At 71.4% G+C, this 14,242-nt stretch carries 1 protein-coding gene; it reads right to left on the bottom strand.

Features of this window, described 5'->3' with window-relative positions; all coding sequences use genetic code 11:
• Positions 1-152 precede the first annotated feature (152 nt).
• Positions 153-14,180 carry a type I polyketide synthase gene (locus tag OHA64_RS35195; RefSeq protein ID WP_405624245.1) on the bottom strand — a complete coding sequence of 4,676 codons (14,028 nt, stop codon included), beginning with the start codon at positions 14,178-14,180 and terminating at the stop codon, positions 153-155.
• Positions 14,181-14,242 lie beyond the last annotated feature (62 nt).

Below are 14,242 nucleotides of genomic sequence, written 5' to 3'. Positions count from 1 at the left end.
CGCCATCGGAGACACTAGGAGAGCCCCAAAACAGCAACAACCCCTATCCGCCCCCTACGCACCCCTACCCCAATACCTGGAAATGAGGTCGAGGTGGGTGCACACAATACTGGGGGAAGACAGGGGTGTCGCTACTCTAATTTTTCGAGAATTCAGGAACGGCCGAGCTGGTTCCTGATGAATGCGAGCATCTCGTCGTCGCTCGCCTCGGCGAGGCCTGCCCCGACGTCGTGAGCGGCACCCTCGTCGCCGGACGCGCCGCCACCCGCCGTGTCGCCCTTCCAGCGGTCGAGCGCAGCCTGCAGCCGTACCGCCACCTTCGTACGGGTGATCTCGTCCGCCGACTCGACCAGGGACAGGCTGTTCTCCAGGCGCTCCAGGTCGTTGAGGACGAGGGTGGTGGGCTCGGCGCCGTCGAGAGCGAGTTCCTTGCGCAGGCTGTCGGCCAGGGCGGTCGGCGTCGGGTGGTCGAAGGCCACCGTGGCCGACAGGGTCAGGCCGGTGAGGGCGTTGACGCGGTTGCGCAGTTCGACCGCCGTGAGGGAGTCGAAGCCGAGCTCACGGAACGGCCGGCCGGGTTCGACGGCCTCCGCGTCCCGGTACCCGAGTACGGCCGCCACCTGCTCGCGCACCACATCGAGCAGCATCCGCTCCTGTTCCGCCGGCGCCAGCCCGGCGAGTCGCGCCGCGAGATCGGGCGTCGCGGCTGCGCTCCGGCCGCTGTCCGCCGACAGCCTTCGTATTTCCGGGAGTTCGGCGTACAGGTGGTTCTGCCGTACGGCGGTGACACCGGGAACGTACTCCTCCCAGTCGACGTCGGCGATCACGTTCGTCGCCGCCTCGCCGTGCCCGAGGAGACGCGCCAGGGCCTCGATCGCCGGTTCCGGGTCCATAGGCGGCATCACGCCGCGCCGTAGCCGCTCGGCCGCCGCTCCCTCGGCCGCCATGCCACTGCCCGCCCACGGCCCCCACGCGACTGACAGCGCCGGCAGGCCACGTGCCCGCCGCGCCTCGGCCAACCCGTCCAGATACGCGTTGGCCGCCGCGTACGCACCCTGCCCGGCACCACCGGCCACACCCGCGAACGACGAGAACAGCACGAACGCCGACAGGTTCTCGTCATCCCTCGTCAACTCGTCCAGAAGCCGCGCAGACCGCGCCTTCGCACGGAAAACGCCCAGGAGGGAGTCGGGCGTGACGCCATCAAGCACTCCGTCGTCGAGGATGCCGGCCGTGTGGAAGACACCGGTGAGCGGGACGTCCGCGGGGATCGCCGCCAAAAGTTCGGCCAGTGCCTCCCGATCGGCCACATCACAGGCCGCCACAGTGACGCGGGCACCCAACTCCTCCAACTCCGCGGTGAGTTCCCCAGCACCGGGCGCCTCCGGACCCCGACGGCTCGTCAGTACGACGTGCTCGGCACCCTCACGCACCAGCCACCGCGCGACATGCGCTCCCAGGGCACCCGTACCACCCGTCACCAGCACACTGCCCCGCGGCGACCACACCTCATCACCGGACACGGCACCGAGCGGCGCACGCACCAGACGCCGCACGAACACCCCCGACCCACGCACCGCCACCTGATCCTCACCCGAGGACGAGGTCAACACCTGGACCAGCCGGGCCGTCGCCCTGCTGTCCGGTGCCTCGGGGAGGTCGACCAGGCCACCCCACGACCGGGGCTGCTCCAGAGCCGCCACCCGGCCCAGACCCCACACAGCCGCCTGCGCGGGCGTGCCGGGCCTCTCCGACGATGCCACAGCGACAGCCCCACGCGTCGCCACCCACAGCGGCGCCCCGATCCCGGCGTCACCGAGTGCCTGAACCAGGGTCATGGTGGCGACGACCTCGCCCGGCACGGTGTCGTCGCCGGGGGCGGGTACGGGCCGTTCGGCTGTCGCCATCAGCGAAAGGACACCGTCGAACTCGGCCTCCAGCGCGCGCTCCGAGGAGTTCGAGGACTTCGCCGAGTGGAGCAGCTCGGTGAGCTTGCGCCGGTCTGCGCCGTCCTCGGGTACTTCCAGGGTCACCAGCTGCGCACCGCGTTCGGCCATCAGCTGGGAGACCGCCCGGGACCACGGTGCCTCCGCGTCCCCGGCCGGGACGACCACCAGCCAGGTGCCGGCCGGCCCACCCGGCATCGAGTCGGCCAACGGCTTCCACGACTCGCGGTACGACCATCGTTCCACCGTGTCCCTCTCGTCCACCGATGCGGCTCCGGCGTGTGCCTGCGCATCGAGGGTCGCGGTCAGCCAGTAGTGGTCGCGTTGGAAGGGGTAGGTGGGCAGATCGATGCGGCGGCGGGCCTCGGTGGGGGCGAGGAGCGGGGTCCAGTCGACGGTCGCGCCTCGGACGTGGGCCTGGGCCAGGGCGGCCAGGAAAGCGTCCGGTTCCGGGCGGTCCTTGCGCAGCGAGGCGATCAGACCCGCCTGGGCTTCGGGGGTGGTGAGGGTGTCGTGAGCCATCGCAGTCAGCACCGCGTCCGGGCCCAGCTCGACGACGGTCGTGACGTTCTCTCCCACCAATGTGGTCAGGCCGTCGTGGAAGCGGACCGCCTCACGGACGTGGCGGACCCAGTAGTCCGGGTCCTGAAGCTCCTCCGCCGTGGCCATGCGGCCGGTCAGGTTCGACACGACCGGCAGACTCGGCGCCTCGTAGGCGAGCCCCTCGGCGACCTGCCGGAAGTCGTCGAGCATCGGTTCCATCAGGGGGGAGTGGAACGCGTGCGAGACGCGCAGCCACCGCGTCTTACGGCCCTCAGCCTTGAAGGTTTCCGCGAGAGCTTCCAGGGCGGCACGGTCACCGGACAGGACCACCTGCGACGGCCCGTTCACCGCCGCCACACCCACCGCACCTTCCAGCAAAGGCGTTACGTCCTCCTCGGCGGCCTGCACCGCGAGCATGGCGCCACCCTCAGGCAACGCCTGCATCAACCGGCCCCGGGCCGCCACCAGCCGCACCGCATCCTGAAGCGACCACAGCCCCGCCACATAAGCCGCCACCAGCTCACCGACCGAGTGCCCACCGAGCACCTCCGGCCGCAACCCGAACGACTCCGCAAGCCGAAACAGCGCCACCTCGACCGCGAACAACGCCGGCTGCGCGTAAGCCGTCTGCTCCAACGCCTCAGCCTCAGAGCCGAACAACACCTCGGCCAACGGCCGCTCCAGCAACGAATCGAAATGGGCGCAGACCTCGTCGAGAGCGTCCGCGAAGACGGGAAACGTCTGGTACAGCTCCCGCCCCATGCCCGGCCGCTGACTGCCCTGCCCGGTGAACAACACCCCGAGCCGACCCTCGACCACCGACCCGGAGATCACCGGACCGCCCAGCAGGTCCTCACTGCTCTTCCCCAGCATCACCGCCCGGTGCTCCAGCACCGCCCGGCCCGACAGCAACGACCAGCCCACATCGCCGGCATCCAGGTCGCCGCGGGAGCCCGCATACGCACGCAGGCGTTCAGTCTGCGCCCGCAGTGCCTCCGCGCTCCGCGCGGACACCAGCCACGGCACCACGCCCGTCGGCAGCGGGGCCGAGACAGCCTGCACGGGCGCCTCTTCCTCAACCGGCGCCTGCTCGACGATGACGTGCGCGTTCGTCCCGCTCACGCCGAAGGACGAGACACCCGCCCGACGCGGCTGACCACTCTCCGGCCACGCGCGGGCCTCGGCCAGCAGCTCGACAGCACCCGCCGACCAGTCCACATGCGAACTCGGCGCATCCACATGCAGCGTCCGCGGCAACACACCCTGCCGCATCGCCATCACCATCTTGATCACACCGGCCACACCCGCGGCAGCCTGCGTATGCCCGATGTTCGACTTCACCGACCCCAGCCACAACGGCCGATCCTCCGACCGACCCCGCCCATAGGTCGCGATGAGCGCCTGCGCCTCGATCGGGTCACCCAACGTGGTCCCGGTGCCATGAGCCTCCACGGCATCCACGTCACCGGGCGCCAGCCCGGCACTCGCCAGCGCAGCCCGGATCACCCGCTGCTGCGACGGCCCATTGGGAGCCGTCAGCCCATTGCTCGCCCCGTCCTGATTGACGGCCGAACCCCGCACCACCGCAAGGACCGTGTGGCCCTTCTTCCGCGCATCCGAGAGCCGCTCCAAAAGCAGCAGACCGACACCCTCACCCCACCCCGTGCCGTCCGCAGCCTCCGCGAACGGCTTGCAACGGCCGTCCGCCGCCAAGCCGCCCTGGCGGCTGAACTCGTCGAAGGCGCCCGCGGTCGCCATCACGGTCGCGCCGCCGGCGAGGGCCATGTCGCACTCGCCCTGCCGCAGGGCCTGCGCCGCCAGGTGCAGGGCGACCAGCGACGACGAGCACGCCGTGTCCACCGTCACCGCCGGCCCCTCCAGCCCGAACGCATACGACAGGCGGCCGGAGATGACGCTTCCGGAGGTGCCGGTCAGGAGGTGGCCCTCGACCCCTTCGGGGACGCTGGTGAGTCCTGTCGCGTACCCCTGGAATCCGGACCCGACGAAGACGCCGGTCGAGCTGTTACGCAGGGACTTCGGGGCGATGCCGGCCCGTTCGAAGAGTTCCCAGGCGGATTCCAGCAGCAGGCGCTGCTGCGGGTCCATCGCCAGTGCCTCGCGCGGGGAGATGCCGAACAGCCCGGCATCGAACTCGGCGGCGTCGTAGAGGAAGGCGCCTTCCGGCTTGTACTGCAGGTTTCCGTCGGTCTCCCAGCCGCGGTCGGTCGGGAAGACGGAGACGGCGTCGGTGCCGTCGAGGAGCATCTGCCAGAGGTCCTCGGGGGTGTGCGCACCGCCGGGGAAGCGGCAGCTCAGCGACACGATCGCGATGGGATCGTCGGCGGGTGCCGATGCTCCGGCAGGCGTCGGGATCGCCGGGGCCGCCGTCGCCGGTTCGGTCGTGCCGGACAGTTCCGTCAGCAGGTGGCGGGCGAGAGCCTCGGGCGAGGGGTGGTCGAACACGACCGCCGAGGGCAGGGGCATCTCCGTGGCCGCGGTGAGCCGGTTGCGGACCTCCACGGCCGTGAGGGAGTCGAAGCCCAGCTCGCGGAAAGCGCGGGTGGGTTCGATCGACTCGGCGCCCGGGTAGCCCAGCACCGCGGCGGCCAGGGTCCGTACCAGCTCCAGGACCAGTCGCTCCTGCTCGACCGGCGGCAATCCGGTCAGCCGCCGCGCCCACGCCGACGCGCCTTCGTCGTCGGGACCGGTCACGACCTGCTCGGGTTCGCGGCGCAGCAACTCCGGCAGGTCGCTGAGCAGCGCGCTCGGCCGCACGCTCTGGAAGGCGGGCGCGAAGCGCTCCCAGTCCATGTCGGTGACCGTCAGCGACGTCTCGTCGTACGCCATCGCCTGGTCGAGCGCCGCTACCGCGCGCTCCGGTGCCATCGCCGCCACACCGCGGCGGCGCAGGTGCTCCTCGGCCTTCGCTGAGGCCGCCATGCCGCTGCCGGCCCAGGCACCCCACGCCACCGAGGTCGCGGCCAGGCCGCGGGCCCGGCGCCGTTCGGCGAGGCCGTCCAGGAAGGCGTTGGCCGCCGCGTAGCCGGCCTGCCCGCCACTGCCCCAGACCGCGGCGATGGACGAGAACAGCACGAACGCGTCCAGTTCGGCCCCGTCCAGCAGTTCGTCGAGGTGCGCGGCACCGAGGGCCTTGGCATCGAGGGCCTCGGCGAGGTCGGCGGAGGAGGAGTCGGCGAGCGCGACGGTGGGGCTGGCGCCCGCCGTGTGGAAGACGGAACGGAGGGTGTGCCCGTCCTCGGTCAGCCGCTCCAGCAGTGAGGCGAACGCGTCCCGGTCGGCCACGTCGCAGGTGGCGACCGTGACCTGGGTACCCAGCTCCTCCAGTTCCGCTCGAAGTTCGGCGGCACCTGGGGCGTCGAGGCCGCGACGGCTGGTCAGGACGAGGTGCTCGGCTCCGTTGCGGGCCAGCCACCGTGCCACGTGCCCGCCGATCGCTCCCGTACCGCCCGTGATGAGCGCGGTCCCGCGCGCCGTCCACGTCGCGTCCCGGTCTCCGCGCGGCTCCGACGGGACGGCGTGCGCGAGCCGCCTTACGAAGACCGCCGAGCCCCGCACCGCGACTTGGTCCTCGAAGCCGCCGTCCCCGGTGGGTATCGCTGCGAGGGTTCCGGTCAGGCGGGCCTGTGCGCGGGCGTCGGGCGTCGCGGGGAGGTCGATGAGGCCGCCCCAGCGGTCGGGGTGCTCCAGGGCCACGACCCGGCCCAGTCCCCAGGTCTGGGCCTGCGTCGGGCTGACCGGCCGGTCGCTGCGCCCGGTGGACACAGCGCCGCACGACACCGCCCACAGCGGGGCGCCGACTTCCGCGTCACCGAGCGCCTGCACCAGCGCGAGCGTGCCCGCCAGGCCGGCGGGGACCGCGCTGCGCAGGGGGTGCGGCTCCTCGGTGAACGCCAGCAGGGAGACGATGCCGGCGGCGTCCGTAACGCCCGACAGTCGCTCGGCCAGGCCCTCCCGCGTCATCTCCCCTGCTGCCAGCCGCAGTTCATCCACCTCGGCACCGGCCCGGGCGATGGCATCGGTGACCCCCGCCACCCACGGATGGCCGGCCTCCTCCTCCGGAACAACCACCAGCCAGCGACCCGACAAAGCAGCCACAGGCAGCCCACCGCTCAGCGGCTTCCACACCACCCGATAACGCCAGCCGTCCACCACCGACCGCTCACGCCGCTGCCGCCGCCACGACGACAACCCCGGCAGCACAGCACCCAACGACTCCTCGTCGACGTCGACCAGCGTCGAAGCCAGCGCCTCCAGATCCTCCCGCTCCACCGCCTCCCAGAAACGAGCCTCCACCTCATCCACCGCCAGACCGGCACCATCACCGGACTCCGAGTCCGGCTCCGTCAGCCAGTAGTGCTCACGCTGGAACGCATACGTGGGCAGCTCGACCAACTTGGCCCCGGGAAGAAGGGCCCTCCAGTCCAGCTCCAGACCGTGCACGTGCGCCTCTGCGAGCGAGGCCATGAGGCGGTCGGCGCCGCCCTCGTCGCGGCGCAAAGATCCCAACGTGACGGCAGAGTGGCCGGTGTCGTCGATGGTCGCCTGCACCGGAACCGTCAGCACCGGGTGCGGGCTCATCTCCAGGAACAGCGTGTGCCCCTCGGCCAGCAGACCCCGCGTCGCCTCCTCGAACAGCACCGTGTGGCGGAGGTTGCGGTACCAGTAACCGGCGTCCATCGGCTCGTCCAGCCACGCCCCGGTCAGCGTGGAGAACACCGGGGTGTCGGGGGTTTCCGGTGCCACCGGCGCCAGAGCCTCGGCCAACTGCTCGCCGATGGCCTCCACCTGTACCGAGTGGGAGGCGTAGTCGACCGGGATGGTCCGCGCCCGGATGTCATTCCGCTCGCAGTGGGCGACCAGCTCCCGCAAGGCCTCCGGCTCACCGCAGACCACCACCTGCGCCGGACCGTTCACCGCGGCGACATCGATACGGCCCTCCCAGCCGCCGATCAGCTCCCCAACCTCCCCGACCGGCAACGGCACCGACACCATGCCACCCCGCCCGGACAACGCACGAATCGCCTGACTGCGCAGAGCCACGACCCTGGCCGCGTCCTCCAGGCAGAGCGCGCCCGCCACACACGCCGCGGCGATCTCACCCTGACTGTGACCCACCACAGCCGCAGGCTCAACACCCGCCGCCCGCCACACCTCGGCCAGCGACACCATCACCGCGAACAACACCGGCTGGACCACATCCACCCGATCGAAGTTCTCACCACCCAGCTCCTCGAACAGATCCCACTCGACGAACCCCGACAACGCCCCCGCACACTCACGCATCCGCTCCGCGAACACCGAACTGGAGCCGAGGAGCTCGACCGCCATCCCCGCCCACTGCGACCCCTGACCCGGAAACACGAACACCGGCCGCACAGACCCCAGCGCCTGGCCCATCACCAGCCCCGAGGCAACCGCATCGGGCGCCTCCGCCAGCCTCTCCAGCCCGGTGACCAGTTCCTCCCGGTCCCGGCCCAGCACCACACCCCGATACTCGAACCGCGACCGCGCGGCCGCCAACGACCAAGCCACATCCGCCGGTTCAGCATCAGAGCCGGCCCGCAGGCGGTCCCGCAGCCGCGCCGCCTGCCCCCGCAGCGCGTCCTCGGACTTCGCCGACAGCACCAACGGCACCACACCCGACGGCGCCACACCCGTCGGCGCCGCCTCCACACCGGCCTCTCGCACAGGCTCGGCCTCGGGTGCCTGCTCCACGATGATGTGGGCATTCGTACCGCTGACGCCGAAAGCTGAGATGCCCGCACGGCGGGGCCTCTCGTACTCCGACCACTCACGCGGCTCGGTCAGCAACTCGACGGCACCCGCCGACCAGTCGACCTGGGGCGTGGGCGCGTCCACGTGCAGGGTCTGGGGCAGTGTGCCGTGCCGCATCGCCATGACCATCTTGATGACACCGGCGACACCGGCGGCGGCCTGCGTATGCCCGATGTTCGACTTCACCGACCCCAGCCACAGGGGCCGGTCCGCCGGCCGGTCCTTCCCGTAGGTCGCCATGAGGGCCTGCGCCTCGATCGGGTCACCCAGGGTGGTCCCCGTACCGTGCGCCTCCACCGCGTCCACGTCACCCGGCGTCAGTCCGGCGTTGGCCAGGGCTGCCCGGATCACCCGCTGCTGGGACGGGCCGTTGGGCGCCGTCAGCCCGTTGCTCGCCCCGTCCTGATTGACGGCCGAACCCCGCACCACCGCCAGCACCCGATGCCCGTTCCGCCGCGCGTCGGACAGCCTCTCCAGCAAGAGCATGCCCACGCCCTCACCCCAGCCGGTGCCGTCCGCGGCCTCCGCGAACGCCTTGCAGCGGCCGTCCGCCGCCAGCCCCCGCTGCCGGCTGAACTCCACGAAGGTGGCGGGGGTGGACATCACGGACACGCCGCCGGCGAGCGCCATGGTGCACTCGCCCTGGCGCAGCGCCTGCGCGGCCAGGTGCAGGGCGACCAGGGAGGACGAGCAGGCCGTGTCGACCGTCACCGCCGGACCCTCCAGGCCGAAGGTGTACGAGATGCGGCCCGAGGCGACGCTGGCGGCGTTGCCGATGCCCAGATAGCCCTCCACCTCGTCGGGGACGCGGTCGACGGCGGCGGTGTAGTCCTGGCCGTTGGTGCCGGCGAACACGCCTATCTGGCTGCCGCCCAGGCCCGCCGGGTCGATGCCGGCGCGTTCGAAGGCCTCCCAGGACGTCTCCAGCAGCAGCCGCTGCTGCGGGTCCATGGCCAGAGCCTCACGCGGGTTGATGCCGAAGAACTTCGCGTCGAACCGGCCCGCGTCGTACAGGAATCCGCCTTCCTGGACGTAGGAGGTGCCGGTGTGGGCGGCGTCGGAGTCGTAGAGCGCGTCGAGGTCCCAGCCGCGGTCGGCGGGGAACGCGGCGATCGCGTCGGTGCCGCCGGCCACCAGGTTCCACAGTTCCTCCGGCGTCGTGACGCCGCCGGGGAAACGGCAGCTCATGCCGATGACAGCGAGGGGCTCGTCGTCCTCTGCCGCCCCCGGCCGGGTACCTGCCGCCGGAACGGGGAGGTGCGCTGCGAAGTCGTCGGCGAAGAGTTCGGTGTGCAGGTGCGCGGCAAGCTGGGACGCGGTGGGGTAGTCGAAGACGAGGGTGGTGGGCAGTTGCAGGCCCGTGGCGGCGCCGAGGACGTTGCGCAGTTCGACGGCGGTAAGGGAGTCGAAACCCAGCTCGCGGAAGGCGCGGCCCGCCTGGATGTCGTCGGGGTTCGGGTAGCCGAGGACGGCGGCCGCGTGTTCGCGTACGACGTCCAGAAGCGCCGCTTCACGCTCCTGCGGGGCGAGTCGGCCGATCCGGTCCACGAGCGGGTTCGTGCCGTCGGCTGCGGCCGTTGCGGCATGCGTGACGAGCGCCCCCGCCTCGGGGATCTCCGTGAAAAGCCGACTCGGCCGTACGGCGGTGAAACCAGGAAGGTACTGCTCCCAGTCGATGTCGTTGACGACCGTGGCCGTCTGATCGTGGGTGAGCGCCTGGTGGAGTGCGGTGATCGCCGGTTCCGGGTCCATAGGCGGCATCACGCCGCGCCGTAGCCGCTCGGCCGCCGCTCCCTCGGCCGCCATGCCACTGCCCGCCCACGGCCCCCACGCGACTGACAGCGCCGGCAGGCCACGTGCCCGCCGCGCCTCGGCCAACCCGTCCAGATACGCGTTGGCCGCCGCGTACGCACCCTGCCCGGCACCACCGGCCACACCCGCGAACGACGAGAACAGCACGAACGCCGACAGGTTCTCGTCATCCCTCGTCAACTCGTCCAGAAGCCGCGCAGACCGCGCCTTCGCACGGAAAACGCCCAGGAGGGAGTCGGGCGTGACGCCATCAAGCACTCCGTCGTCGAGGATGCCGGCCGTGTGGAAGACACCGGTGAGCGGGACGTCCGCGGGGATCGCCGCCAAAAGTTCGGCCAGTGCCTCCCGATCGGCCACATCACAGGCCGCCACAGTGACGCGGGCACCCAACTCCTCCAACTCCGCGGTGAGTTCCCCAGCACCGGGCGCCTCCGGACCCCGACGGCTCGTCAGTACGACGTGCTCGGCACCCTCACGCACCAGCCACCGCGCGACATGCGCTCCCAGAGCACCCGTACCACCCGTCACCAGCACACTGCCCCGCGGCGACCACACCTCATCACCCGACACGGCACCGAGCGGCGCACGCACCAGACGCCGCACGAACACCCCCGACCCACGCACCGCCACCTGATCCTCACCCGAGGACGAGGTCAACACCTGGACCAGCCGGGCCGCCGCCCTGCTGTCCGGTGCCTCGGGGATGTCGACCAGGCCACCCCACGACCGGGGCTGCTCCAGAGCCGCCACCCGGCCCAGACCCCACACAGCCGCCTGCGCGGGCGTGCCGGGCCTCTCCGACGATGCCACAGCGACGGCCCCACGCGTCGCCACCCAGACCTTGCCGGTGACGCCCGCGTCGTTCAGCGCCTGCAGAAGGGTGACCGTGCGGGTGGCGGGCAGGGCCTCCGTGTCGTCGTCACACGCCGCGAGGAAGGACAGTACGCCGCCGTCCAGTTCGGACGCGTGTGCGCGCAGGAGTTCGGCGAAGGCGAGACGGTCGGTGGTGGCGTCCTCCGGTACGGGGACCAGCAGGGTCCGGGCGCCGTGTGCGGTGAGGGCCTGCTCGGCGGCCGAGTACCAAGGGTCGTCGGCGCGCTCGGCCGGAACGACCAGTGCCCAGGTGCCGGTGAGTTCCGGACTTCCGGTGGGTCCGTCGGCCAGTGGCTGCCAGGAGACCTGGTAGCGCCAGCTGTCCAGGATGGACGACTCGCGCGTCCGGCGTCGCCAGCCGGTCAGGGCGGGCAGCACCGAGGAGACGGTGGCTTCCTCACCGATGTCCAAGGTGGCGACGAACTCCGCGAGGTCCGCTCGCTCCACCATTTCCCAGAAACCGGCCTCGACACCGTCGGCCGGCGCGGCGTCCAGGGCCGGAGTCTGGGCCGTTGTCTCCAGCCAGTAGCTGCGCCGTTGAAAGGCGTACGTGGGCAGGTCGACGCGGCGGCGGGTCTCGGTGGGGGCGAGGAGCGGGGTCCAGTCGACGGTCGCGCCTCGGACGTGGGCCTGGGCGAGGGCGGCCAGGAAAGCGTCCGGTTCCGGGCGGTCCTTGCGCAGCGAGGCGATCAGACCCGCCTGGGCTTCGGGGGTGGTGAGGGTGTCGTGGGCCATCGCGGTCAGGACCGCGTCCGGGCCCAGCTCGACGACGGTCGTGACGCCGTACTCGGTCAAAGCCCCGATGCCGTCGTGGAAGCGGACCGCCTCGCGGACGTGCCGCACCCAGTACCCCGGGTCGCGCAGTTCGTCCGCCGTGGCCATACGACCCGTCAGATTCGACACGATCGGCAGACTCGGCGTCCCGTACGTCAGGCCCTGGGCGACCTGCCGGAACTCCTCGAGCATCGGTTCCATCAGCGGGGAGTGGAACGCGTGCGAGACGCGCAGCCACCGCGTCTTACGGCCCTCAGCCTTGAAGGTTTCCGCGAGAGCCTCCAGGGCGGTGCGGTCACCGGACAGGACCACCTGCGACGGCCCGTTCACCGCCGCCACACCCACCGCACCTTCCAGCAAAGACGTTACGTCCTCCTCGGCAGCCTGCACCGCGAGCATGGCGCCACCCTCAGGCAACGCCTGCATCAACCGGCCCCGGGCCGCCACCAGCCGCACCGCATCCTGAAGCGACCACAGCCCCGCCACATAAGCCGCCACCAGCTCACCGACCGAGTGCCCACCGAGCACCTCCGGCCGCAACCCGAACGACTCCGCAAGCCGAAACAGCGCCACCTCGACCGCGAACAACGCCGGCTGCGCGTACCCGGTCTGCTCCAGTGCATCGGCGTCCTCGCCGAACAACACCTCGGCCAACGGCCGCTCCAGCAACGAATCGAAGTGGGCGCAGACCTCATCCAGCGCATCCGCGAACACCGGGAAGGCGTCGTACAGCTCCCGCCCCATGCCCGGCCGCTGACTGCCCTGCCCGGTGAACAACACCCCGAGCCGGCCCTCGACCACCGACCCGGAGATCACCGGACCGCCCAGCAGGTCCTCACTGCTCTTCCCCAGCATCACCGCCCGGTGCTCCAGCACCGCCCGGCCCGACAGCAACGACCAGCCCACATCGCCGGCATCCAGGTCGCCGCGCGAGCCGACGTAGTCCCGCAGCCGCTCCACCTGAGCCGACAACGCCTGCGCATCACGCGCGGACACCACCCACGGCACCACACCGAACGGCGCAGGTGCCGCGGTGGCAGACTCCTCCTCGACCGGCGCCTGCTCGACGATCACATGCGCGTTCGTCCCGCTCACACCGAACGACGACACACCCGCCCGACGCGGCACGTCCGCCCGCTCAGACCACTCCCGAGCCTCCGTCAGCAGCTCAACCGCACCCGCCGACCAGTCCACATGCGAACTCGGCGCATCCACATGCAGCGTCCGCGGCAACACACCCTGCCGCATCGCCATCACCATCTTGATCACACCGGCCACACCCGCGGCAGCCTGCGTATGCCCGATGTTCGACTTCACCGACCCCAGCCACAACGGCCGATCCTCCGACCGCCCCTGCCCGTACGTGGCCAGCAACGCCTGCGCCTCGATCGGGTCACCCAACGTCGTACCAGTCCCGTGCGCCTCCACCACGTCCACATCACCCGACGCCAGCCCCGCGTTCGCCAGCGCAGCCCGGATCACCCGCTGCTGGGAGGGGCCGTTGGGCGCTGTGAGGCCGTTGCTGGCGCCGTCCTGGTTCACGGCCGAGCCGCGGACAACCGCCAGCACCGGATGCCCATGGCGCCGGGCGTCGGAGAGCCGCTCCAGGAGCAACAGGCCGACACCCTCACCCCACCCCGTGCCATCGGCGGCTTCAGCGAACGGCTTGCAGCGGCCGTCCGCCGCGAGTCCGCGCTGACGGCTGAACTCGACGAAGGCGGTGGGCGTCGACATCAGCGAGACGCCGCCGGCCAGGGCCAGGTTGCACTCGCCCTGGCGCAGCGCCTGCGCCGCCAGATGCAGGGCGACCAGCGACGACGAGCACGCCGTGTCCACGGTCACCGCCGGGCCTTCGAGGCCGAGGGTGTACGACAGCCGGCCCGAGACGACGGCCGCCGTGTTGCCGGTGCCGGAGTAGCCCTCGGTGGCGTCGGCCGCCTCGGCGACAACAGCCGTGTAGTCCTGCCCGTTGGTTCCGGTGAACACGCCGGTGCGGCTGCCCCGCAGGCCGAGGGGGTCGATGCCGGCCCGCTCGATGGCTTCCCAGGCGGTCTCCAGCAGCAGCCGCTGCTGCGGGTCCATGGCACGGGCTTCGCGGGGGGAAATACCGAAGAATCCGGGATCGAATTCGCCGGCCTGGTAGAAGAACCCGCCTTCCCGGGCGTATGTCGTACCGACGTGGTCGGGGTCGGGGTGGTAGAGCCCGGCCACGTCCCAGCCCCGGTTCGTGGGAAAGGCGGAGACCGTGTCCACGCCGTCGGCCACGATGCGCCACAGATCCTCGGGGGTCATCGCGCCGCCCGGGAACCGGCAGCTCATCGCGACGATCGCAATGGGCTCCGCCTTCCGGGACTCCAGTTCGAGCACCCGCCGACGCGTCGTGTGCAGATCCGCGGTCACCTGCTTGAGAAGGCGACGCATTTTGTCGTCGTTCACCATCTGGCCCAGCTCCTAGAAAACAAGTCGGAATGCAGCACGACGGGACATCACGGAATGCC

The sequence above is a fragment of the Streptomyces sp. NBC_00076 genome, assembly GCF_045041235.1.
Lineage (GTDB): Bacteria > Actinomycetota > Actinomycetes > Streptomycetales > Streptomycetaceae > Streptomyces.
This window is presented reverse-complemented; position numbering and strand designations above follow the sequence as displayed.